The sequence below is a fragment of the Burkholderia sp. AW33-5 genome (assembly GCF_053427615.1).
Genome location: NZ_JBSAXA010000030.1, coordinates 1 through 23206, shown reverse-complemented (window position 1 = coordinate 23206; position 23206 = coordinate 1). Strand labels below are relative to the sequence as shown.

Below are 23206 nucleotides of genomic sequence, written 5' to 3'. Positions count from 1 at the left end.
AATATCGGCAGAACGCCGCACCATAAAAAAACCGGGCGCCCATTCGGACGCCCGGTTTTCCTCGAAACCCGCTCGCGCGCTTCAGCTCAGCGCGGCAGTTCCGAATGCCCCATCAGGTACGCATCGACCGAGCGCGCGCACTGGCGGCCTTCGCGGATCGCCCAGACGACGAGCGACTGACCGCGGCGCATGTCGCCTGCCGCGAACACCTTGTCGACCGACGTGTAGTACGAGCGATCGCCTTCGGTCGCCGCGCGCGCGTTGCCGCGTGCGTCCTTCGCGACGCCGAACGCCTCGAGCACGGTGGCTGCCGGCTGCGTGAAGCCCATCGCGAGCAGCACCAGGTCGGCCTTCATCTCGAACTCGGAGCCCGGCACTTCCTGCATCTTGCCGTCCTTCCACTCGACGCGCACCGCAATCAGCTTCTCGACCTTGCCGTTCTTGCCTTCGAGACGCTTCGTCGCGACCGCCCAGTCACGCTCGCATCCTTCCTCGTGCGACGACGACGTGCGCAGCTTGATCGGCCAGTACGGCCACACGAGCGGCTTGTTTTCCTCTTCCGGCGGCTGCGGCAGCAGTTCGAACTGCGTGACCTGCTTCGCGCCGTGACGGTTCGACGTGCCGACGCAGTCCGAACCCGTATCGCCGCCGCCGATCACGATCACGTGCTTGCCCTTCGCGAGCAGCTGGTCGACGAGCTTGTCGCCCGCATTCACGCGGTTCTGCTGCGGCAGGAAGTCCATCGCGAAATGCACGCCGGCCAGCTCGCGGCCCGGCACCGGCAAATCGCGCGGCGTTTCCGAGCCGCCCGCGATCACGACCGCGTCGAATTCTTCCTTCAGCGTCTCCGGCGAAATGGTTTCCTTCGCCATGTTGCCGATCGAGTCCGGCAGCGCGTCCTTGCCGATGAACACGCTGGTGCGGAACGTCACGCCTTCCGCTTCCATCTGGCGCATGCGGCGATCGATCAGCCACTTCTCGAGCTTGAAGTCGGGGATCCCGTAACGCAGCAGGCCGCCGATGCGGTCGTTCTTCTCGAACACCGTCACGTCGTGGCCGGCGCGCGCGAGCTGCTGCGCGGCCGCGAGACCCGCGGGGCCGGAACCGACGACCGCGACCTTCTTGCCCGTCTTGTGCTCGGCCGGCAGCGGCTTCACCCAGCCTTCCGCCCAGGCCTTGTCGATGATCGCGTGCTCGATCGACTTGATGCCGACCGGATCGTCGTTGATCCCGAGCGTGCAGGCTGCCTCGCACGGCGCCGGGCAGATGCGGCCCGTGAACTCGGGGAAGTTGTTGGTCGAATGCAGGACTTCGATCGCCTGCTGCCAGTCCTGGCGGTAAACGAGATCGTTGAAGTCCGGGATGATGTTGTTGACCGGGCAGCCGTTGTTGCAGAACGGGATGCCGCAGTCCATGCAGCGCGCGCCCTGGACCTTCGCGTCCGCGTCGGTCAGTGCCGCGACGAATTCCTTGTAGTGCTTCACGCGCGTGAGCGGTGCTTCGTACGCCTCGTGGCGGCGTTCGAACTCCAGAAAACCGGTTGCCTTGCCCATAAGGTGCTCTTCTGTTCGGTGTATCGGGTGGGGGAGCCGCGCGCGGCAATCATGCGCGCGCGGCATTCGCTATGTCGTTCGTCGCTCAGGCGGCCAGCACTTCCTTCGCCGCCTTCTTCGCACCGATCTCGCCCAGCGCGCGCTTGTATTCGTGCGGGAACACCTTCACGAACTGGCGGCGCGCCGCGTCCCAGTTTTCCAGCAGCGACTTCGCGCGCGGCGAACCCGTGAACTGGAAATGACGCTCGACGAGCCCCTTGAGCAACGCTTCGTCCGTCGTGCCCTCATGCCAGAGCGCGCGGTCGACCGTGCGCTCCTGCTCGGCCTGTTGCAGCACCGGCTCGAGCGCGACCATCGACTTGTTGCACTTCGCCGCGAACGTGCCTTCCGGATCGTAGATGTACGCGAGACCGCCCGACATGCCGGCCGCGAAGTTGCGCCCGGTTTCGCCGAGCACGACGACCGTGCCGCCCGTCATGTATTCGCAACCGTGGTCGCCCGTGCCTTCGACGACCGCCGTCGCGCCCGAGTTACGCACGCAGAAGCGCTCGCCCGCGACGCCGCGGAAGAACGATTCGCCTTCGATCGCGCCGTACATCACCGTGTTGCCGCAGATGATGTTTTCCTCGGACTTGCCGCGGAAGTCGTTGGTCGGACGGATGATGATCCGGCCGCCCGACAGGCCCTTGCCGACGTAGTCGTTGCCGTCGCCGACGAGGTCGAGCGTCACGCCCTTCGCGAGGAACGCGCCGAAACTCTGGCCGGCCGTGCCCTTCAGCTGGATGTGCACCGCGTCGTCGGCCAGGCCGTCGTGGCCGTGCTTCTTCGCGATCACGCCCGACAGCATCGCGCCGACCGTGCGGTTCACGTTGCGCACCGGCTGGATGAACGACACGTGCTCGCCGTTCTCGATCGCGGCCTTCGCCTTCTCGATCAGCACGTGGTCGAGCGCGCGCTCGAGGCCGTGATCCTGCACGTCGACGTGACGCGGCGCGACGTCCTCGCACTCTTCCGGCTGGTAGAACACGCGCGAGAAGTCGAGGCCCTTCGCCTTCCAGTGCTCGATGCCCTTGCGGGTGTCGAGCAGGTCGGCGCGGCCGATCAGGTCGTCGAACTTCGCGATGCCGAGCTGCGCCATGATCTCGCGCACTTCCTCGGCGACGAAGAAGAAGTAGTTCACGACGTGCTCGGGCTGGCCCTTGAACTTCGCACGCAGCACCGGATCCTGCGTCGCGACGCCGACCGGGCACGTGTTCAGGTGGCACTTGCGCATCATGATGCAGCCCTCGACGACGAGCGGCGCCGTCGCGAAGCCGAATTCGTCCGCGCCGAGCAGCGCGCCGATCACGACGTCGCGGCCCGTCTTCATCTGGCCGTCAGCCTGCACGCGGATGCGGCCGCGCAGGCGGTTCAGCACCAGCGTCTGCTGCGTTTCGGCGAGGCCGAGTTCCCACGGCGTGCCCGCATGCTTGACCGACGACAGCGGCGATGCGCCCGTGCCGCCGTCATGGCCGGCGATCACGACGTGATCGGCCTTCGCCTTCGCGACACCGGCCGCGACCGTGCCGACGCCGACTTCCGACACCAGCTTCACCGAGATGCTCGAGCTCGGGTTCACGTTCTTCAGGTCGTGGATCAGCTGCGCCAGATCCTCGATCGAGTAGATGTCGTGGTGCGGCGGCGGCGAGATCAGGCCGACGCCCGGCACCGAGTAACGCAGCTTGCCGATGTATTCCGACACCTTGTGGCCCGGCAGTTGGCCGCCTTCGCCCGGCTTCGCGCCCTGCGCCATCTTGATCTGGATCTGGTCGGCCGATGCAAGGTACTCGGCGGTGACGCCGAAGCGGCCCGACGCGACCTGCTTGATCTTCGAGCGCAGCGAATCGCCGTCCTTCAGCGGAATGTCGCTGACGATCTCGTCGCCGATCACCGACTTCAACGTCTCGCCCGACTTGATCGGAATGCCGCGCAGTTCGTTGCGGTAGCGCTTCTCGTCCTCGCCGCCTTCGCCGGTGTTCGACTTGCCGCCGATCCGGTTCATCGCGATCGCGAGCGTCGCGTGCGCTTCGGTGCTGATCGAACCGAGCGACATCGCGCCCGTCGCAAAGCGCTTGACGATGTCCTTCGCCGGCTCGACGTCGTCGATCGGGATCGCCTTGGTCGGCTCGACCTTGAACTCGAACAGGCCGCGGAACGTCATGTGACGCTTGGTCTGGTCGTTGATCAGGTGCGCGTATTCCTTGTACGTCTGGTACGAGTTGCTGCGCGTCGCGTGCTGGAGCTTCGCGATCGAGTCCGGCGTCCACATGTGGTCTTCGCCGCGCACGCGGTACGCGTACTCGCCGCCCGCGTCGAGCATGTCGCGCAGGACCGGGTTGTCGCCGAACGCATCGCGGTGCAGGCGGATCGCCTCTTCCGCGACTTCGAACAGGCCGATGCCGCCGACCTTCGAGGCCGTGCCCTTGAAGTACTTCTCGACGAGGTCGCTCGACAGGCCGAGCGCTTCGAAGATCTGCGCGCCCGTGTACGACATGTACGTCGAGATGCCCATCTTCGACATCACCTTCTGCAGGCCCTTGCCGACCGCCTTCGTGAAGTTGTAGACCGCCTTCTCCGGCGACAGGTCGCCCGGCAGGCCTTCCGCCATCTTCGCGAGCGTTTCCATCGCGAGGTACGGGTGCACGGCTTCCGCGCCATAGCCCGCGAGCAGCGCGAAGTGGTGCGTCTCACGCGCCGAGCCCGTCTCGACGACGAGGCCCGTGCTCGTGCGCAGCCCTTGCTGGACGAGGTGCGTGTGGATCGCCGACGTGGCGAGCAGCGCCGGAATCGCGACGTGCTCGGCGTCCGTCTTGCGGTCCGACACGATCAGCATGTTGTAGCCCGACTTGACCGCGTCGACGGCTTCCGCGCACAGCGACGCGAGGCGTGCCTCGATGCCTTCCTTGCCCCATGCGACCGGATAGCAGATGTTCAGTTCGTATGCGCTGAACTTGCCGCCCGTGTACTGGTCGATCGCGCGGATCTTCGCGATGTCCTTGAAGTCGAGCACCGGCTGCGACACTTCGAGACGCATCGGCGGGTTGATGTTGTTCGTGTCGAGCAGGTTCGGCTTCGGGCCGATGAACGACACGAGCGACATGACCATGTTCTCGCGGATCGGGTCGATCGGCGGGTTCGTGACCTGCGCGAACAGCTGCTTGAAGTAGTGATAGAGCGTCTTGTTCTTGTTCGACATCACCGCGAGCGGCGAGTCGTTGCCCATCGAGCCGACGGCTTCCTCGCCCTGCTGCGCCATCGGCGCCATCAGGAACTTCAGGTCTTCCTGCGTGTAGCCGAACGCCTGCTGGCGATCGAGCAGCGCCGCGCCCTGCGTGCGGCCGGCCGCGACGTCCTCGGCCTTCGGCTCGATCTCGTCGAGCTTGATGCGCACGGCGTCGATCCAGCTCTTGTACGGCTTCGCGTTCGCGAGGTTGTCCTTGAGTTCCTTGTCGTCGATGATGCGGCCGTGTTCCATGTCGATCAGGAACATCTTGCCCGGCTGCAGGCGCCACTTCTTGACGATCTTCGATTCGGGGATCGGCAGCGTGCCGGCTTCCGACGCCATGATCACGAGGTCGTCGTCGGTCACGATGTAGCGCGCCGGGCGCAGGCCGTTGCGGTCGAGCGTCGCGCCGATCTGGCGGCCGTCCGTGAACGCGATCGCGGCGGGGCCGTCCCACGGCTCCATCATCGCGGCGTGGTATTCGTAGAACGCGCGGCGGTTCTCATCCATCAGCGTGTGCTGTTCCCAGGCTTCCGGGATCATCATCATCACCGCGTGCACGAGCGGGTAGCCGGCCATCACCAGCAGTTCGAGACAGTTGTCGAACGACGCGGTGTCCGACTGGCCCGGGTAGATCAGCGGCCACAGCTTCGGCAGGTCGTCGGCGAGCACGTGCGACGCGATCGCGCCGGTACGCGCGTTCAGCCAGTTCACGTTGCCCTTCACGGTGTTGATCTCGCCGTTGTGCGCGATCATCCGGTACGGGTGAGCCAGCTCCCATGCCGGGAACGTGTTGGTCGAGAAGCGCTGGTGCACGAGCGCGAGCGCCGACACGACGCGCTCGTCCTGCAGGTCGCGGTAGTACACGCCGACCTGGCCCGCCAGCAGCAGCCCCTTGTAGACGATCGTGCGCGCCGACATCGACGGCACGAAGTATTCCTTGCCGTGCTTGAGCTTGAGCGCCTGGATGCGGTGGCTCGCGGTCTTGCGGATCACGTACAGCTTCCGCTCGAGCGCGTCCGTCACCATGATGTCCTTGCCGCGCCCGATGAAGATCTGGCGGATCAGCGGCTCGCTCGCCTTCACGGTCGGCGAGATCGGCATCGCATGGTCGACCGGCACGTCGCGCCAGCCGAGCACGACCTGACCTTCTGCCCGCACCGTCCGCTCGAGCTCCTGCTCGCACGCGAGACGCGACGCGTTTTCCTTCGGCAGGAAGATCATCCCGACCCCGTATTCGCCGGCCGGCGGCAGCGTCACGCCCTGCTTCGACATTTCCTCGCGATAGAACGCATCCGGAATCTGGATCAGGATGCCGGCGCCGTCGCCCATCAGCGGATCGGCACCGACCGCGCCGCGGTGATCGAGGTTCTCCAGGATCTTCAGACCCTGCTGAATGATCTCGTGGCTCTTCTTGCCCTTGATGTGAGCGACGAAGCCGACGCCGCAGGCGTCGTGTTCGTTTTGCGGGTCGTACAGACCTTGTGCGGCGGGCACCGCGGCGAGCGGCTGCTGGTGGTCGTTCATGGGGACACCGTCGTAAAGGGGCCGCGAGGGCCGTTGAACCATTTTTTGTTGCCGTCGATCCCGCTCCCGACGGGAGACGGCACGGCCGACAGTGGTTGGGCGAGCTTCACCCGGGCCACCGGAATTCGGAATATACGCGACGAATCAAAGGAATAGCAACAAAAACCGCTTTATCGAACCCCAATTAAACGCATGCTCTGATCTGGTGCCGTTTTATTGGGGCCGTATCGTTTTGGTGCAAAAAGAAGCGGCGCCCGCGGCGCCGCCTCGTGATCCGCCTTTCCCGCGTTACTGCTGGATCGGCGGGGTATTTTCACGCACCTTTCTGGGGCGTCCGCGCGGCAGCGGCGACACGCGGCGGTTCGCGGTGCGCGCCGCCCACTCGCGGTAGTTCTCGCCGCCGAGCACCCAGCCCTTCAGCGTCGCTTGCTGGAGCTGGTCGGCCTGCCGCTCGTCGAGCGGCTGCTCGCAGAGCTCCTTGTACGCACGCTGACGATCGAATGGCGTGTTGCCGAGTGCCCAGTAGAGCGGATGGTCGGTGATCAGGCTGTCGACGGTGAGCCCGACGTGGTGCCGATAGCTCGACCAGCGATAGGCGTCGGCCGTCGCGACCAGCTGCGAGCGCACCGGGCTCATCTCGACCACGCGGCTCGCGAGCAGGAAATAGCGCTCGCCTTCGATCACGGTCGCGCGATAGCGGCCTTCCCACAAGGTGCCGCGACGCGAATAACGTCGGTTGAAATGCGCGACGTAGCGGCGACCGACCGCCTGCATCGCCTTCGGCAGGCTTGCCTCGTCGCTCGGCGTCACGAGGAGCTGCACCTGACGCGGAAGCAGCACGTAGGCATGCACCGAAAGGTGATGATCGCGTGCCGCGGCCTTCAGACAATCGATGAAGAGTTCGTAGTCCTGGTCGTCGACGAACGCGGGTTGCTGATCCAGGCCGCGCAGTATCACGTGCTGCGGCTGGTCGGGAACGTAGAGTCGTGCTAACCGTGCCATGCTGAATGTCCGTTTGAACGCGTTAGGAAATACCCGAAGGTCCGAAATTGCGCACCTGCGTAGAATGCCAATCCCGGCGGGGCGCGGAAGCGTACGGTCGTACTAATCCTAGGGTGAAAACTCTAACTTACGAGCTTGTTTGGTTTTAAACGCAGTCGTCATAATGAGCACGCCTTAGATCGGAGGAGACACAATGAAACGAAAACTGGCCATTACGGGGGCTGCAGCGCTCGCATTCACGTTTGCGAGCGGTGCGGCACAAGCACAATCCGCAGGTGATTTCTACGTCAGCACCGGCTGGTTCCACCTGTCGCCGCAGGACAGCAGCGATCCGCTGTTCCTGTACCGCGTCGGCGGCACGCCCATCAACCAATCGATTCCCAACACCGGCGCCGGCATCAACGACGCCGATACGCTCGGGCTCGCCGCTGGCTACTTCGTCACCGACCACATCTCCACCGAGCTCGTCATGGGGATACCGCCGAAGTTCGACATTACCGGCAAGGGTCAGTTCGAAAAGTTCGGCGTACTCGGCCGTGCGTACCAGTGGAGCCCCGCCGTCCTGCTTCGCTATCACTTCAACGACGCCAACGCGAAGTTCCGTCCGTATCTCGGCGTCGGCGCGACGTATGTCTGGTTCACCGGCGCAAAGATCACGAACAGCAGCTTCGAGAACGGCGTGCTCGGCGGCCCGACCAGCGCCACGACCAGCAACCAGTGGGCGCCCGTGCTCAACGCCGGCTTCACGTACAACTTCACGAAGCACTGGTTCGGGGGCCTGTCGATCTCGTACATCCCGGTCAGCGTGACCGCGACCTTCACGACCGCCCGCCGGACGCCGGTCGGCACCCTGACCGAAACGTCGAAAGCGAAGATCTCGCTCAACCCGATCGTCACGTACCTGAACGTCGGCTACCGCTTCTAAGCGTAGTCGAATATTTGGGGAATGGTTAATCCTGCTGCAATTTGTAGCGGATTTTTCGTGACGTAACGTCTCCTCGACGCAAAACGCCCCGGCGGAAATCCCGCCGGGGCGTCGTTTTTTTGTCTCAGGGTTTTCCCGCATCCACCATCGCGCGGGACCGGTCGCTACGTGATGTCGTCCAGTGCATCGGGGCCGATCAGGTCGATGCGGTCCGTGCAGACCGCATCGACGCCCCAGCGCACGAGTTCGCGCGCCCGGGCGAGGTCGTTGACCGTGTAGACCAGGATGCGCAGCCCGGCCGCCTTGATCGCGCGCACGAGCGGTTCGTCGAGCGTCTTGTGGTTCGCATGCAACGATACGCAGCCGAGCGCGCCGACGACCTGCGCGTGCCAGTCGTCCGGCACCGCCTCGTACAGCATCCCGCGCGGCAGCGCCGGTGCGCTTGCGCGCGCCTGTTGCAGCGCGTCGAACGAGAACGACGACAGCAGCGGCGGCACGGCGGCGCCGTGCCAGTACGCGGCCGCATCGGCCGCCACCCGCTGCCCCGTGTCGCGCTCGCGGCCCGGGCACGGCTTGATCTCGACGTTCGCCGCCAGCCCGTGCGCGATGCAGCGCGCCGCCGCCGCCTCGAGCGTCGGCATCCGCTCGCCCGCGAAACGCGCGTCGAACCAGGCGCCGGCGTCGAGCGCGGCCAGCGCCGCGTAGCGCATGCCCGCTGCCGGCCCGCTGCCGTTCGACGTGCGGTCGACCGTGTCGTCGTGCAGCAGGAAGCTCACGTCGTCGGCGGACAGCTTCGCGTCGAACTCGACCATCCGGTGACCGCGCCGCGCGCCTTCGTCGAACGCGGCGAGCGTGTTCTCCGGCGCGAGCGTGCCGCCGCCGCGATGGGCGACGACGCGCGGATAAGGCCAGTCGGAACGGAAAGTCATCGTGCGCCTCTCTGCGGGTGCGTCAGGGTCAGCCGGCACGCTTGCCGGTCTCGGGATCGAAGAAGTGCAGCCGATGCGCGGGCAGCGCGGCGGCCAGCGCCGTGCCGCGCGCGGGACGATCCGCGTGCGGCAGGCGCACCGCGACGTCGTGGTTGCCCCAGCGTCCGTGCGCGAGGTTGTCCGCGCCGAGCAGCTCGCACGAGTCGACCGGCAGCGTCGCCTGCGCGACACCCGGCTGCGGCGTCATGTGCTCCGGCCGCACACCGAGCACCCAGTCGCGCCCCGGGGCGATCGCGGTGCCGATGCCGGGCGCGCCGGCAACCGGCAGCGCCGGGCCGCCGCCCGCGACCGTGAACGTCGCGCCATCCTCGGACAGCCGGCCATGCATCAGGTTCATCGCCGGCGAGCCGATGAAGCCCGCGACGAACACCGTCGCCGGCTTCTCGTACACGTCGACCGGCGCGCCGATCTGCTCCGCATAACCGCGGTTCATCACGATCACGCGCTGCGCGAGCGTCATCGCCTCGATCTGATCGTGCGTCACGTACACGCTCGTCGTCGCGAGCCGCGCATGCAGCCGCTGGATCTCCAGCCGCATCTGCACGCGCAGCTTCGCATCGAGGTTCGACAGCGGCTCGTCGAACAGGAACACCGACGGCTCGCGCACGATCGCGCGCCCCATCGCGACGCGCTGCCGCTGGCCACCCGACAGCTCGCGCGGCCGCCGCGCGAGCAACGGCTCGAGCTCGAGGATCTTCGCGGCCGCGGCCACCCGCGCGTCGATCGTCGCGCGCTCGATGCCGCGGATCTTCAGCCCGTAGCCCATGTTCTGCGCGACCGTCATGTGCGGATACAGCGCGTAATTCTGGAACACCATCGCGATGTCGCGATCCTTCGGCTCCAGCGCGTTGACCACGCGCTCGCCGATCGCGATCTCGCCGTCCGTCACCGTCTCGAGCCCCGCGATCATCCGCAGCAGCGTCGACTTGCCGCAGCCCGACGGGCCGACCAGCACGATGAATTCACCGTCGGCGATCTCCACGTCGATGCCGTGCAGCACATGCTGCTTGCCGTCGTAGGATTTCCTGACGCCCTTCAAGCTCAGCGCAGCCATACCTGGTCCTTCTCCCGGTTACCGTCCGTGGTTCATTTCTCGGAATCGACGAGGCCGCGCACGAACCAGCGCTGCATCGCCAGCACGACGACGAGCGGCGGAATCATCGCCAGCAGCGTCGCCGCCATTACGTATTGCCACTCGGTCGCGGCGTCGCCGCTCGCGATCATCGTCTTGATGCCCACCACCGCCGTCGACAGCGACGCCTCCGTCGTGATCAGGATCGGCCACAGATACTGGTTCCAGCCGTAGATGAACGTGATCACGAACAGCGACGCGATGCTCGTCTTCGACAGCGGCAGCACCACGTCCCAGAAAAAGCGCAGCGGCCCCGCGCCGTCGATGCGCGCGGCGTCCATCAGCTCGTCGGGCAGCGTCATGAAGAACTGGCGGAACAGGAACGTCGCGGTCGCCGACGCGATCAGCGGCAGCGAAAGCCCCGCGTACGTGTTCGTCAGGTGCAGCGTCGACACGACCTGCACGGTCGGGAAGATCCGCACCTCGACCGGCAGCATCAGCGTGATGAAGATCAGCCAGAACGCGGTGTTGCGAAACGGAAAGCGGAAATAGACGATCGCGTACGCGGACAGGATCGACACCGCGATCTTGCCGACCGCGATCCCGAGCGCCATCACGAAACTGTTGACGAGCAGCCGGCCGAACGGTGCCGTCGTGCCGCCGCTGCCGTGCCCCCAGATGTAAGCGATGTTCTCCAGCAGGTGCGTGCTCGGCACCAATGACAGCGGGATCGTGAACACTTCCTGCGCGTTCATCGTCGCCGCGCAGAACGCGACGTACACCGGGAACACGATCAGCACGACGCCCGCGATCAACACCGCGTGGCAGAACAGGTCGAAGCCCTTGCGATTTTCGATCATGCGTATTGCACCCTGCGTTCGACGAAGCGGAACTGGATCACCGTCAGGCCGACGACGATGATCATCAGCACGACCGACTGCGCGCCCGAACTGCCGATGTCGAGGCCCTGGAAGCCCTCCGTGAAGATCTTGTAGATCAGCGTTTTCGTGCTTTGGGCGGGGCCGCCGGCGGTGGCCGCGTCGATCACCGGGAACGTGTCGAAGAACGCATAGACGAGGTTCACGACCAGCAGGAAGAAGCTCGTCGGCGACAGCAGCGGCAGCACGATGTTGAAGAAGCGCCGCACCGGCCCGGCGCCGTCGATCGCCGCCGCCTCGATCAGCGAGCGCGGGATCGCCTGCAGCCCCGCGTAGAAGAACAGGAAGTTGTAGCTCACCTGCTTCCACACCGACGCGAGCACGACGAGGAACATCGCCTGGCTGCCGTTCAGCGCGTGATTCCACACGATGCCGCCCTTCGCGAGCGCATAGGTGACGAGCCCGATGCTCGGGTTGAACAGGAACGCCCACAGCACGGCCGCGATCGTCGGCGCGACCGCGTACGGCCAGATCAGCAGCGTGCGGTACACGCGCGCGCCGCGGATCACCCGGTCGGCGCACGCGGCGAGCAGCAGCGACACGACGAGCCCGCTGACCGTGACGAGCGAGCTGAACATCAGCGTCGTGCGGAACGAGTCGAGGTACAGCGGATCGGCGAACAGGTGCGTGAAGTTCGCGAAGCCGACGAATTCACTCGACGTGCCGAATGCATCCTGCATCTGCGTCGACTGCCACAGCGCGACGCCGGCCGGCCACAGGAAGAATACGGCGGTGATCGCGAGCTGCGGCGCGATGAGCAGGTACGGCAGCAGGCTCGCGCCGAAACGGGAACGGGATTGCATCGCGGGCATCCGGTCAGACGAAACGGGAAAGGAACCGCGCCGCCGGCCGCCCGCTCGCATATGCGACGCGGCGGCCGGCGGCACGAGCGCGATGCGGGATCAGCCGCCCGACTTCTCGAAGCGGCGCAGCAGCTCGTCGCCGCGCGAGGCCGCCGAATCGAGCGCGTCCTTCGGCGACTTCTTCTGCGCCCAGACCTGCTCCAGTTCCTCGTCGACGACCGTGCGGATCTGCGGCATGTTGCCGAGACGCAGCCCCTTCGTGTAAGGCAGCGGCGGCTTGTTCATCATCTGCTTGATCGCGGTTTCCGCGCTCGGGTTCTTCGCATAGAAGCCCTGCTGGCGCGTGAGGTCGTACGCGGCCGTCGTGACCGGCAGGTAGCCCGTTTCCTGGTGCCACTTCGCGGCGATCGGCGGCGAGGCCAGGAACGCGAGGAATTTCGCGACGCCCTTGTAGGTCGCCGGATCCTTGCCGCCCAGCACCCACAGGCTCGCGCCGCCGATGATCGCGTTCTGCGGCGCGCCCTTCACGTTCGCGTCGTACGGCATCATGCCGGTGCCGTAGCTGAACTTCGCGAACTTCTGCACGTTCGCGAGCGCGCCCGACGACGTCGTCAGGATCCCGCAGTCGCCGCTGTAGAACTTCGCGGACGCTTCGTCCTTGCGGCCCGCATACGTGAACGTGCCGTCCTTCTGCATCTGCTGCAGGAACGCGATGTGCGCGATCTGCTGCGGCTTGTTGAATTCGAGCGCCGCACCGGTGCCGTCGAAGCCGTTGTTGCGGCTCGCGAACGGCAGCGCATGCCACGCGCTGTAGTTCTCGAGCTGGATCCAGCCTTGCCAGCCGGTCGTGAAGCCGCACGTCATCCCCGACTTGCGCAGTTTCTCCGCGGCGGCCTGCACGTCGGCCCACGTCTTCGGCGGCTGGTTCGGATCGAGCCCGGCCTTCTTGAACGCATCCTTGTTGTAGTACAGCACCGGCGTCGAGCTGTTGAACGGCATCGACACGAGATGGCCCGTCTTCGCATCGCTGTAGTAGCTCGCGATGGTCGGCACGAACGCCTTTTCGTCGAGCGGCACGCCGGCCTGCTTGAACACGTCGTACACCGGCACGACGGCCTTCTTCGCCTGCATCATGGTCGCGGTGCCGACTTCGTAGACCTGGAGGATCGCCGGCGCGTTGCCGCTGCGATAGGCGGCGATGCCCGCCGCGAGTGCCTGGTCGTAAGTGCCCTTGAAGACCGGCACGATCTTGTAGTCGCTCTGCGATGCGTTGAACTGCGTGGCGAGTTCATTCACGCGCTCGCCCAGCGCCGACTCCATCGCATGCCAGAACTGGATCTCCGTCACGGCGAACGCCGCATGCTGCACACCGAACATCAACGCGCCGCCCAGCGCGATCGAGCGAATCATGGTCCCCGCGGGCTTCTTCTTCATCGACCTCTCTCCTATGAAAACGTTACCAACAGCGTGTGCAACATTCCCGTCGCCATTGAACCGGCGAAGTCTAGTGATCGTTTGTGACAGTCAGTTGTCGTTGACGACGAACAGGCGCTGATATTCCTTCAGCGCGAAGCGGTCGGTCATGCCGGCGATGTAGTGCGCGACGAGGCGCGGCTGGTGCGCGTCGTCGTCCGACTGGTACGGCGGCGGCAGCAGGCGCGGATCGTCGATGAACGCGTCGAACAGCCCGGTGACGACGCGCTGCGCCTTGTTCGCCATGCGCATCACCTTGTAGTGGCGATACAGGTTCTTGAACAGGAAACGCTTGAGGGCGGCCGCCTGCGCGGCGATCGCCTCGCTGTGCGCGACGAGCTGCGGCGCGGCGCGCACGTCGTCGAGCGACGCGGGCGCGACGCGCGCGAGATTGCGCGTGGTCTCGTCGATCAGGTCGACGATCAGCGTGTTGATGATGCGGCGCACCGTCTCGTGGACGAGGCGGCGGCCTTCCAGATGCGGGAATTCGGTGAGCGCGGCGTCGTAGTGGCGCTGCCACAGCTCGATTTCGGCGAGCTGCTCGATCGTGATCAGGCCGGAGCGCAGGCCGTCGTCGACGTCGTGGTTGTTGTACGCGATTTCGTCCGCGATGTTCGCGAGCTGCGCTTCCAGCGACGGCTGGCGGCCTTGCAGAAAGCGCTCGCCGAGCGCGCCGAGCTTGCGCGCGTTCTCGCGCGAGCAGTGCTTGAGGATGCCTTCGCGCGTCTCGAAGCACAGGTTCAGGCCGTTGAACGCGCCGTAATGCTCCTCGAGTTCATCGACCACGGCCAGGCTCTGCAGGTTGTGCTCGAAGCCGCCGTGCTCGCGCATGCACGCGTTCAGCGCATCCTGCCCGGCATGGCCGAACGGCGTATGACCGAGATCGTGCGCGAGCGAGATCGCTTCGACGAGATCCTCGTTGAGCCGCAGGTTGCGCGCGACCGAACGCGCGATCTGCGCGACTTCGAGGCTGTGCGTGAGGCGGGTGCGGAACAGGTCGCCTTCGTGATTGACGAAGACCTGCGTCTTGTATTCCAGCCGGCGGAACGCGGTGGAATGAACGATGCGGTCGCGGTCGCGCTGGAATTCGGTGCGCGCCGCCGGCGGGGTTTCGTGATGGCGGCGGCCGCGCGACTGCGACGCATGGGCGGCATACGGAGCGAGATGGGCTTCCAGCGCCGCCAGCGTCGGCGGCTCGGCCAGCGCCGCGACGGATGCGCGGCCGGCTTTGGACGGTTTGCTGCTGGATGTCTCGCTCACGTCTCCTCCATGTCAGGGGCGCCGGGGCATCCGGGGCGCCGTTACCGGGTCGTCTGCGCCAGCGTGGCGAACACGGCTTCGTCGGGCGCCTGGGTGATCAGCGTATCGCCGAATCGCTTCAGCAGGATGAACTTGATCGCACCGGCTTCGGCCTTCTTGTCGACGCGCATCAGGTCCATGTAGCGCGCATCGCCGAGCGCCGGCCCGCGGACCGGCAGGTGCGCGGCAGCGATCACCGCATCGAGCCGCTGCCGCGACGCTTCGTCGAGGAGGCCGAGCCGCACCGACAGGTCGCCCGCCATCACCATCCCGCAGCCGACCGCTTCGCCGTGCAGCCACTCGCCGTAGCCGAGCCCGGCCTCGATCGCATGGCCGAACGTATGGCCGAAATTCAGGATCGCGCGCAGCCCGCCTTCGCGTTCGTCGGCCGCGACCACGCTCGCCTTGATTTCGCACGAGCGCTTCACCGCATGCGCGAGCGCGGCGGGCTCGCGGCGGTTCAGCGCATCGACGTTCGCCTCGATCCAGTCGAAGAATGCCGCATCGGCGATCGTGCCCGTCTTGATGACCTCGGCCACGCCGGCCGCCAGCTCGCGATCGGGCAGCGTGGCCAGCGCGCCGATATCGGCGATCACGGCCTGCGGCTGGTAGAACGCGCCGATCATGTTCTTGCCGAGCGGGTGGTTGATGCCCGTCTTGCCGCCGACCGACGAATCGACCTGCGACAGCAGCGTCGTCGGCACCTGGATGAACGGCACGCCGCGCATGTAGCACGCGGCGGCTAAGCCGGTCATGTCGCCGATCACGCCGCCGCCGAGTGCGACGAGCGTCGTCTTGCGGTCGGCGCGCTCGGTCAGCAGGCCGTCGAAGATCAGGTTCAGCGTTTCCCAGTTCTTGTAGGCCTCGCCGTCCGGCAGCACGACCGTCGAGACGCGCTTGCCGAGCGGCGCGAGCGCCGCGCGCAGCGCGTCGCCGTAGAGCGGATCGACCGTCGTGTTCGTGACGATCGTGACCGACGAACCGGCGATGTGAGGAGCGAACAGCTCGGTGCGGCCGATCAGGCCGGCACCAATGTGAATCGGGTAGGCGCGGTCGCCCAGATCGACGTTGACGGTAATCATGCTTGTAGCGGCTTGGCGACGACGCCTGCCAGTTCGAGTTGCATCAGCACCATGTTGACGAGGCCGTTGACCGACGGACGGCCGGTCTCGATGATGAAGTCCGCGCATTCGCGGTACAGCGGATCGCGGACTTCGTAGAGCGCTTCGAGACGCGCCTTCGGATCGTCGGTCTGCAACAGCGGGCGGTTCTTGTCCTTGCGCGTGCGCAACCACAGATCGTGCGGATTGGCGCGCAGATAGATGACGATGCCGTTGGCTTTCAGGCAATCGCGATTTTCGGGGCGCAGCACCGCGCCGCCGCCCGTCGCGAGCACGATGTTCTCGCGCTGCGTGAGATCGGCGATCACCTGCGATTCGCGATCGCGAAACCCGGCCTCGCCCTCCATCTCGAAGATCACCGGAATGCGCGCACCCGTGCGGGCCTCGATTTCGTGGTCGGAGTCGAAGAACGTCCTGTCGAGCCGGCGCGCGACCGCACGGCCCACGGTGGTCTTACCCGCTCCCATAAGGCCGACGAAAAATACGTTTGCGTGTGGGTCCCGCGCTTGCAACGGCTTCCTCTGCTTGAATCTTGCTGGTGTGTGGCGCAGCTTACTGGCAAAGCGGCTGCCTTGTCGAGCCTGCGCCACCGGCTTCCGGCCCCGTTTTTCCCGCATCCGCGTCGCCCGCGCCGACCGTTTCGCAACGCGCGCCGACGACCGTCGGCGTGATGAAGACGACCAGTTCGTTGCGCTGGTCGCGCCGCGCGCGGTGCCGGAAAAGCGCGCCCAGAACCGGTATTTTGCCCAAGAGCGGCACCCGCGTCACATCGTCCCGGTTCAACTGCTCGTAAATCCCGCCGATGGCGACCGTTCCGCCGTCCTCGACCTCGACGCGCGTCTGCACGTGCTTCGTATGAATCGCCGGGCCGGCCGCCGTCGGCTCGCCGATGCTGTCCTTCGTCACGTCCAGGTCGAGCACGACGCGCCCGTCGGGCGTGATCTGCGGCTCGACCTCGAGCTTCAGCGTCGCGCGGCGGAACTGCACGCCGCTCACGCCGTTGCCGACTTTCGCCTGGTACGGCAGCTCCGAGCCCTGTTCGACGATCGCCTTCACGCGGTCGGCCGTCACCACGCGCGGGCTCGAAACGATCTGGCCCCGGCCCTGCGCCTCGAGCGCGCTCAATTCGACGTCGAGCACGCGGCTGAGCGGCGCGGCGAACAACGTGAAGCCGGCCGTCGCCGCCTCGAAGCCGCCGAGCGGTCGTGCGGCGAGGTCGAGCGCGTTGCGTGTGTCCGTCACGGTCGCCGCCCCGTCTGCAGCGGGAGCCCGCCCCTGGGCGCGCAACGCGACGCGTGCGCCGAGGTTGCGCGAGAACCCCTGCTCGCCCTCGACGATGCGCGCCTCGATCCGGACCTGCCGGGACGGCCGGTCGATCGCGTCGATCAGGCCCGCGATCTGCTCGATGCGCGGTGCCAGATCGGTGACGAACAACAAGTTCATGCGCGGATCGGCCGCCGCGGCGCCGCGCTTCGACAGCAGGCGCTGGCCGGTCGCCCCGGCCAGTAGCCGCTGCACGTCCTGCGCACGCGGGTAATGCAGCACGAAGGTTCGGCTCGCGAGCGGCTCCAGCTCGGCCGCGCGTGCGTGCGTTTCGAAGCGCTCGCGCTCCCGCGCGGCGACTTCGGCCGCCGGCGTGACCCAGATCACGTTGCCGCGCCGGGACATCGCCAGCCCGTGCGTGTCGAGCAACGTATCGAACGCATCGCGCCAGCGGACATTGTTCAGACGTAATGTCACGGTGCCGCGCACCTGCTCGCCGACGACGATGTTCAGCCCGGTGAATCGCGCGAGCGCGTCGAATGCGGCCGCGAGGCCGGCGCCCTGCAGATTCAGCGAGATTCGCCGCGCGTCGTCCGCATCGCCGGGGTGCCGCGCCGCGGCGTCGCTCATGCGCGTCGGCGGAGGCAATGGAATCGGCGGCCCTTCCAGCTGGGGCGCGGGTGCCGGAGTGTTCGCCTGAAGCGCTGCGCGCGCCGCCCGGTCGAACGGCAGTGGACCATCGTGCGCGGGCGCGTTCCCGCTCAGGCCGTCCAGACCGTCGGGCACGCCCTGCGGCAGCGGCGTGTCCTCGGCATACGCCCGTATCGACCCGATCGGCCAGCCGGCCGGCGGCAAAGGCGATCGCGCCGCGTCCACGGCGGCCACGCTCGATCCAGCCCAGAATGCGATCACCCACCATCCGTACTTCGTCATGAATGACCTCCGTCGTCCACGACGAGCCGGCGTGCGCCATCGGCCGTCGCGACCGTCACGGCACCGGTATCGACGCTCACCACACGCGATACCCCGAACGCCTCGCCCGGCGCAACGGTCGCGAATGCGCCATCGCCGGCGTCGAACAGCGCAAGCCCGGTGCGTCCGTCGCGAATGGTGCCGGCCAGGCGCGGCGTCATATCGTCAGCCACCGTCGGCGAACCGTCTCCGCCGAATGGATCGTCGCTCCGCGCGCCGGCAAGCACCGCCTTCGCGCCATCCGGAACCCGGGCCCCCGACAGCGCCGGAAACACGTCGATCGTCATGTCCACCCGCGACGCGGGCGGTTTGCTCTCGATATGCAGCCCGGACGGCACCACCAGCGCCGGGAAACTCGCCAGCCCGCCCATCAGGCGCAGCAGCGCCGGAAAACCGCCTTCCGCGACGATCCGCGCCGTGCGCCGGCCATCCGGCGCCGCATCGTCAGTACGCCGCGGTTCGATCGACACAACCCTCAGTCCGCTTTCTCGGACCACGTCGGCCAGCTCCAGCATCAGCGCAGGCCACCCCGGCGCAGGCGGCGAGCTGGCGTCGCGCGCGGCAGCCGGGCCCATATCGCGCCGCGGCGCGGCGGCCGCGAGCAGCCGTTGTGCGTCGGCGGCCCGTATCTGCGCCGTTGCCAGCAATGCATGACTGCGTGCGAGTCCGCTTCCATCGACGGCATTCATCAGATAAACGCCCACCCCCATCACGAACGCGAATGCGAGCGCGCAACCAACGGCGTGCACGGCGGCCGGCGACATCCGCGTCACGCGGCCGAGCCACTCGGCGCCGTCAGGCATGGACTGATGCATGATCGCCGTCATGCGCCGCCTCCCGTCGCCGTCTGTCGCGGCGGCGCGTCGTGCCAGCGCACCTGCACGGAGAAACGGAACGGCACGGCCGAACCCGCGACCGGCGTGGCCGAAGCCGGTGTCAGCGCACCGATGTCGAAGCGCCAGTCGCGCTGCTCGGCCGCGATGCGTGCGAGCCATCGCGCGGCCGTCCGGTAACTCGTCGCACGCGCGTCGAGCTCGGCACCGGACGATGTCGTACGCAATGCGTCGAGCTGAACCGTGTCGTCGCGCACCTGCGCCAGCGTCGCCAGCAGTCCGGCAACGCGCCGATACGGCGCGGCAAGCACGGCCGCTCGCGCATCGCGTTGCGCGAGATCGGCTGCCGCGCCGGCGGTGCGCCGTGCGGCATCGACCTGCGGCTGCAATTGCCGCAGCCGCGCCTCCACTCGCGTGCGCTCGGCATCCACGCGCCATCGCCACGCTGTCGCCACCCCTGCCCAGAGACCGGCCCCGAGTGCGCCGAGCACGATCGCCGCCCCGCATTGCGCGGCACGGCGGCGCCGCAGCGCCTGCGCCAGCCGCTCACGGTATGGCAGCAAATTGAAGCCCCCGAGCGCGGCATGGCCGGCGGCAGCCCGCCCGAACCCCATATCGACGATCATTCCCACACCCCGCGCAGCGCCAGCCCGACCGCGAGGGCAAACGCCGGACCGCCCGGCGCGCCGGCGGGTACGCCCGGCAGACCGTCCCATCCGGTGCAGTCGAACGGCACCACGGCCGCCCCGAGCGCATCGCCGATATCGGCGGCCGACGTGCCGCAGCGGGCGATGCAGCGCTCGTCGCCGGCCACGAGCACGCAGCGCACCGGCTCGAACTCGCACTGGCGCAATGCGTCCGGCAACGCCGCACGCACGTCGCCGGACAGCGCGAGCACCGGTGCGGCGATCGCGCCGTCAATTCGCCAGCCGCGCACGCCCGTGTCGTTGAACCAGAATGCGGCATACGGGCCGTGCGCGTCGGGCTCGAACTGCGCGGCATAGCGCAACGCGCGCAGCGCGGCAGCCGACTCGCCGTCGACGGCCGTCAGATCGATGCCGGCCTGCGCGGCCACGTCGATCCGCCGCTCGAGCAATGCCTGCGGCGCCACGGCGACCGCAATCTCGCCCCGGCACGCGTCGTCGTCCTGCCGCCAGTCGAACGCGAGGTCGTCAGGTGCCAGCCCCGAGATGCGTTCGGCCGCCTGCCGGGCGGCGTCCGCGATGTCGTCGCGCCCGGCCAGATCGAGCGTCGCGGTCTGCATCTCGTCATCGCGCAGCGCCATCACGCCGCGCGCGTCGCAGCGCACGCCCGCCGCCGACAGCCGCGACACCGCCGCCGCCAACGCACGTGCGACCGCAGCCCAGCGCGCGTCCTCCGGCCCGCCCGCCAGTCCGACCGGCTCCCGCTCGAGTCCTTCGACCCGCACGTCCGCAGCCCGGCCGCGCCGGCTCAGCACGGCCACCCTCACCTCTTCCGCCCCGACGTCGATGCCCGTCGAGCGGTGCCTGCCCGGCGCGAACCGCGCCGCCCATCGTCCTGCCATCCCAGCCTCCCGCGATCGTCGCGGCCCACGCCGCGTTTCCGAGGCCTGATTCTGCAAAGCGGCGCGCGCGCCAGACAGTCGGCCGAACGGCCAGTCGTGGCACGGAGCGGCCGCGCGGACCCCATACTGACGGCACCGCGATCAGCCGCGTGCCGGCGGACGTCCCCCGCGTCAGGGACCGTCTTACCGGGCAGCTATAATCGCGGGACTGTTTTCCGGTATGCCTATGCAATCCACGTCTCCTACGTCCCCGCCTCCCGCGCCCGAGCCGAAGAAGCGGTCCTGGTGGCTGAAAGTCCTGATCGGCCTCGCCGCGATGTGCGTGGCCCTCGTCGTGGCCGGCGGCCTCGTGCTCGGCTACGCGCTCGTCGTCGCGTGGCCGAACATGCCGTCGCTCGACGCGCTGACCGACTATCGTCCGAAGGTACCGCTGCGGATCTACACGTCGGATCACGTGCTGATCGGCGAATTCGGCGAGGAGCGCCGCGACATCGTCCATTTCAAGGACGTGCCCGACTCGCTCAAGAAGGCGATCCTCGCGATCGAGGATGCGCGCTTCTACGATCACGGCGGCGTCGACCTCACCGGCATCGCCCGCGCCGGCTTCGTCGCGCTGACGAACGGCCATGCGTCGCAGGGCGCGAGCACGATCACGATGCAGGTCGCGCGCAACTTCTTCCTGTCGAGCGAAAAGACCTACACGCGCAAGATCTACGAGATGCTGCTCGCGTACCGGATCGAGCGCGCGCTGACGAAGGATCAGATTCTCGAGGTCTACATGAATCAGATCTATCTCGGCCAGCGTGCGTATGGCTTCGCGAGCGCCGCGCGGGTCTACTTCGGCAAGGACCTGAAGGACATCACGCTCGCGGAAGCGGCAATGCTCGCGGGGCTGCCGAAGGCGCCGTCCGCGTATAACCCGGTCGTCAATCCGAAGCGCGCGAAGGTGCGCCAGGAATACATCCTGCAACGGATGCTCGAGTTGAACTTCATCACGCGCGAGCAGTACGACGAAGCCGTCGCGCAGCCGCTCGTCGTCAAGGGCGCCGGCCGCGAATTCAGCGTGCACGCCGAGTACGTCGCGGAAATGGTCCGCCAGATGATGTACGCGCAGTACCGCGAGGAAACCTACACGCGCGGCTTCAACGTCGTCACGACGATCGACTCCGCCGACCAGCAGGTCGCGTACACCGCGCTGCGCAAGGGCATCATGGATTACGAGCGCCGCCACGGCTATCGCGGGCCGGAAGGCTTCATCGAGCTGCCGGCCGGCGCCGACGACCGCGAACAGGCGATCGACGACGCGCTGCTCGAGCACCCCGACAACGGCGAACTGGTCGCGGCGGTCGTCACCGCCGCAACCTCGCGCCAGATCACCGTCGCCTTCATCGACGGCAGCAGCGCGACGATCGAAGGCGACAACCTGCGCTTCGCGTCGGGCGCGCTGTCGGCCAGCGCGCAACCAAACCGCCGCATCCGGCCGGGCGCGATCGTCCGGGTCGTGAAGAACGACGCAGGCAAGTGGGCGATCACGCAGTTGCCGCAGGTCGAAGGCGCGTTCATCTCGATCGTCCCGCAGGACGGCGCGATCCGCTCGCTCGTCGGCGGCTTCGACTACAACAAGAACAAGTTCAACCACGTCACGCAGGCGTGGCGGCAACCGGGTTCGTCGTTCAAGCCGTTCATCTACTCGGCGTCGCTCGACAAGGGCCTCGGGCCGGCCACGGTGATCAACGACGGCCCGCTGTATTTCAGCGCCGCGGAAACCGGCGGCCAGCCGTGGGAGCCGAAGAACTACGGCGGCGGCTTCGAAGGCCCGATGTCGATGCGCACCGCGCTGCAGCGCTCGCGCAACCTCGTGTCGATCCGGATCCTGAACCACATCGGCACGAAGTACGCGCAGCAGTACATCACGCGCTTCGGCTTCGACGCCGAGCGCCATCCGGCCTATCTGCCGATGGCGCTCGGCGCGGGCCAGGTCACGCCGTTGCAGATGGCCGGCGCGTACTCGGTGTTCGCGAACGGCGGCTTCCGCGTGAATCCGTACCTGATCGCCGAAGTGACCGATCCGAATGGCGCGATCGTCGCCCGCGCGCAGCCGCTCATCGCCGAGCAGAACGCGCCGCGCGCAATCGACGCGCGCAACGCGTACGTGATGAACAGCCTGCTGCAGAGCGTCGCGCAGCGCGGCACGGGCGCGCGCACGAACGTGCTGAAGCGCACCGACCTCGCCGGCAAGACCGGTACGACGAACGATTCGCACGACGCATGGTTCGCCGGCTACCAGCACACGCTCGCGGCGATCGCGTGGATCGGCTACGACAATCCGCGCAGCCTCGGCGATCGCGAAACCGGCGGCGGCCTGTCGCTGCCGGTCTGGATCGACTACATGGGCGCGGCGCTGAAGGGCACGCCGGAGTTCAAGCCGACGATGCCGGACGACGTCCAGGCGCTCGGCAGCGAGCTTTACTTCACCGAGTTCACGCCGGGGCACGGCTTCGTGTCGACGGTCGGCGTGCCGCAGGCGCCGGCGGTGCAGAACACCGACGAACCCGTGCCGCACGTCGACGAGCAGGAGAAGCAGGACATCATGAACCTGTTCCGCGGCCATTGACACGAACGGCCCGA

General features: G+C 67.3%; 17 protein-coding genes. 2 read left to right on the top strand and 15 right to left on the bottom strand.

Annotated elements, in window-relative coordinates:
• Positions 1 to 86 precede the first annotated feature (86 nt).
• The 3 genes from ACV22V_RS29335 to ACV22V_RS29325 form a co-directional block, all read right to left on the bottom strand.
• Positions 87 to 1553 carry a glutamate synthase subunit beta gene (locus ACV22V_RS29335; RefSeq protein WP_059535614.1) on the bottom strand — a complete coding sequence of 489 codons (1467 nt, stop codon included), beginning with the start codon at positions 1551 to 1553 and terminating at the stop codon, positions 87 to 89.
• A gap of 85 nt (positions 1554 to 1638) precedes the next feature.
• On the bottom strand, positions 1639 to 6342 hold the full coding sequence (locus ACV22V_RS29330; protein WP_059820882.1) for a glutamate synthase-related protein: 4704 nt from the start codon (positions 6340 to 6342) through the stop codon (positions 1639 to 1641).
• A gap of 288 nt (positions 6343 to 6630) precedes the next feature.
• On the bottom strand, positions 6631 to 7344 hold the full coding sequence (locus ACV22V_RS29325; protein ID WP_059467849.1) for a transposase: 714 nt from the start codon (positions 7342 to 7344) through the stop codon (positions 6631 to 6633).
• Positions 7345 to 7537: 193 nt separating this feature from the next.
• On the opposite strand from ACV22V_RS29325, the gene ACV22V_RS29320 reads away from it, so the two are divergent.
• Complete coding sequence (locus tag ACV22V_RS29320; protein ID WP_059692376.1) at positions 7538 to 8269, top strand: OmpW/AlkL family protein; 732 nt, start codon at positions 7538 to 7540, stop codon at positions 8267 to 8269.
• A gap of 164 nt (positions 8270 to 8433) precedes the next feature.
• Here ACV22V_RS29320 and ugpQ read toward each other — a convergent pair whose 3' ends face one another.
• From ugpQ to ACV22V_RS29260, 12 genes are all read right to left on the bottom strand, one after another.
• A complete protein-coding gene (gene ugpQ / locus ACV22V_RS29315) occupies positions 8434 to 9198 on the bottom strand; it encodes a glycerophosphodiester phosphodiesterase (protein WP_448016270.1) in 765 nt (254 codons plus the stop codon).
• A 28-nt stretch (positions 9199 to 9226) separates the two neighbouring features.
• On the bottom strand, positions 9227 to 10312 hold the full coding sequence (locus tag ACV22V_RS29310; RefSeq protein ID WP_059702559.1) for a sn-glycerol-3-phosphate import ATP-binding protein UgpC: 1086 nt from the start codon (positions 10310 to 10312) through the stop codon (positions 9227 to 9229).
• 32 nt (positions 10313 to 10344) lie between these two features.
• Entirely contained in the window at positions 10345 to 11190 is an 846-nt protein-coding gene (ugpE, locus tag ACV22V_RS29305) for a sn-glycerol-3-phosphate ABC transporter permease UgpE (RefSeq protein ID WP_059535604.1), read from the bottom strand.
• Positions 11187 to 12071, bottom strand: coding sequence for a sn-glycerol-3-phosphate ABC transporter permease UgpA (ugpA, locus tag ACV22V_RS29300; RefSeq protein ID WP_448016268.1), 885 nt, complete (start codon positions 12069 to 12071; stop codon positions 11187 to 11189). The genes ugpE and ugpA overlap by 4 nt, the downstream gene beginning before the upstream one ends.
• 99 nt (positions 12072 to 12170) lie before the next feature.
• Positions 12171 to 13505, bottom strand: coding sequence for a sn-glycerol-3-phosphate ABC transporter substrate-binding protein UgpB (ugpB, locus tag ACV22V_RS29295; RefSeq protein ID WP_448016266.1), 1335 nt, complete (start codon positions 13503 to 13505; stop codon positions 12171 to 12173).
• Between the two features lie 90 nt (positions 13506 to 13595).
• Positions 13596 to 14804 (bottom strand): deoxyguanosinetriphosphate triphosphohydrolase, encoded by a 1209-nt coding sequence (locus ACV22V_RS29290; RefSeq protein WP_448016264.1) that lies wholly within the window; start codon positions 14802 to 14804, stop codon positions 13596 to 13598.
• A gap of 41 nt (positions 14805 to 14845) precedes the next feature.
• Positions 14846 to 15925, bottom strand: a complete 1080-nt coding sequence (gene aroB, locus ACV22V_RS29285) for a 3-dehydroquinate synthase (protein ID WP_448016263.1) — start codon at positions 15923 to 15925, stop codon at positions 14846 to 14848.
• Complete coding sequence (gene aroK, locus ACV22V_RS29280; RefSeq protein ID WP_059535597.1) at positions 15922 to 16476, bottom strand: shikimate kinase AroK; 555 nt, start codon at positions 16474 to 16476, stop codon at positions 15922 to 15924. The genes aroB and aroK overlap by 4 nt, the downstream gene beginning before the upstream one ends.
• A 40-nt stretch (positions 16477 to 16516) precedes the next feature.
• On the bottom strand, positions 16517 to 18160 hold the full coding sequence (locus tag ACV22V_RS29275; protein WP_448016261.1) for a type IV pilus secretin PilQ: 1644 nt from the start codon (positions 18158 to 18160) through the stop codon (positions 16517 to 16519).
• The gene (locus tag ACV22V_RS29270) at positions 18157 to 19026 is read right to left on the bottom strand and encodes a pilus assembly protein (protein ID WP_448016260.1); all 870 of its coding nucleotides are present in this window, start codon (positions 19024 to 19026) and stop codon (positions 18157 to 18159) included. The genes ACV22V_RS29275 and ACV22V_RS29270 overlap by 4 nt, the downstream gene beginning before the upstream one ends.
• The gene (locus ACV22V_RS29265) at positions 19023 to 19658 is read right to left on the bottom strand and encodes a fimbrial protein (protein WP_223964403.1); all 636 of its coding nucleotides are present in this window, start codon (positions 19656 to 19658) and stop codon (positions 19023 to 19025) included. The genes ACV22V_RS29270 and ACV22V_RS29265 overlap by 4 nt, the downstream gene beginning before the upstream one ends.
• The gene (locus tag ACV22V_RS29260) at positions 19655 to 20578 is read right to left on the bottom strand and encodes a hypothetical protein (RefSeq protein ID WP_059535591.1); all 924 of its coding nucleotides are present in this window, start codon (positions 20576 to 20578) and stop codon (positions 19655 to 19657) included. The genes ACV22V_RS29265 and ACV22V_RS29260 overlap by 4 nt, the downstream gene beginning before the upstream one ends.
• 226 nt (positions 20579 to 20804) lie before the next feature.
• Here ACV22V_RS29260 and ACV22V_RS29255 point away from each other — a divergent pair, with 226 nt between their 5' ends.
• Positions 20805 to 23192 carry a penicillin-binding protein 1A gene (locus ACV22V_RS29255; RefSeq protein ID WP_448016259.1) on the top strand — a complete coding sequence of 796 codons (2388 nt, stop codon included), beginning with the start codon at positions 20805 to 20807 and terminating at the stop codon, positions 23190 to 23192.
• Positions 23193 to 23206: the final 14 nt, after the last annotated feature.

Excerpts from the sequence above, each read along its gene's own strand:
- ACV22V_RS29330 (WP_059820882.1), bottom strand. The coding sequence starts at position 6,342 with ATGAACGACCACCAGCAGCCGCTCGCCGCGGTGCCCGCCGCACAAGGT.
- ugpQ (WP_448016270.1), bottom strand. The coding sequence starts at position 9,198 with ATGACTTTCCGTTCCGACTGGCCTTATCCGCGCGTCGTCGCCCATCGC.
- ACV22V_RS29270 (WP_448016260.1), bottom strand. The coding sequence starts at position 19,026 with ATGACGGCGATCATGCATCAGTCCATGCCTGACGGCGCCGAGTGGCTC.
- ACV22V_RS29320 (WP_059692376.1), top strand. The coding sequence starts at position 7,538 with ATGAAACGAAAACTGGCCATTACGGGGGCTGCAGCGCTCGCATTCACG.
- ACV22V_RS29265 (WP_223964403.1), bottom strand. The coding sequence starts at position 19,658 with ATGATCGTCGATATGGGGTTCGGGCGGGCTGCCGCCGGCCATGCCGCG.
- ugpB (WP_448016266.1), bottom strand. The coding sequence starts at position 13,505 with ATGAAGAAGAAGCCCGCGGGGACCATGATTCGCTCGATCGCGCTGGGC.
- ACV22V_RS29260 (WP_059535591.1), bottom strand. The coding sequence starts at position 20,578 with ATGGCAGGACGATGGGCGGCGCGGTTCGCGCCGGGCAGGCACCGCTCG.
- ACV22V_RS29325 (WP_059467849.1), bottom strand. The coding sequence starts at position 7,344 with ATGGCACGGTTAGCACGACTCTACGTTCCCGACCAGCCGCAGCACGTG.
- ACV22V_RS29310 (WP_059702559.1), bottom strand. The coding sequence starts at position 10,312 with ATGGCTGCGCTGAGCTTGAAGGGCGTCAGGAAATCCTACGACGGCAAG.
- ugpA (WP_448016268.1), bottom strand. The coding sequence starts at position 12,071 with ATGCAATCCCGTTCCCGTTTCGGCGCGAGCCTGCTGCCGTACCTGCTC.
- aroB (WP_448016263.1), bottom strand. The coding sequence starts at position 15,925 with ATGATTACCGTCAACGTCGATCTGGGCGACCGCGCCTACCCGATTCAC.
- ACV22V_RS29335 (WP_059535614.1), bottom strand. The coding sequence starts at position 1,553 with ATGGGCAAGGCAACCGGTTTTCTGGAGTTCGAACGCCGCCACGAGGCG.
- ACV22V_RS29275 (WP_448016261.1), bottom strand. The coding sequence starts at position 18,160 with ATGACGAAGTACGGATGGTGGGTGATCGCATTCTGGGCTGGATCGAGC.
- ugpE (WP_059535604.1), bottom strand. The coding sequence starts at position 11,190 with ATGATCGAAAATCGCAAGGGCTTCGACCTGTTCTGCCACGCGGTGTTG.
- ACV22V_RS29255 (WP_448016259.1), top strand. The coding sequence starts at position 20,805 with ATGCAATCCACGTCTCCTACGTCCCCGCCTCCCGCGCCCGAGCCGAAG.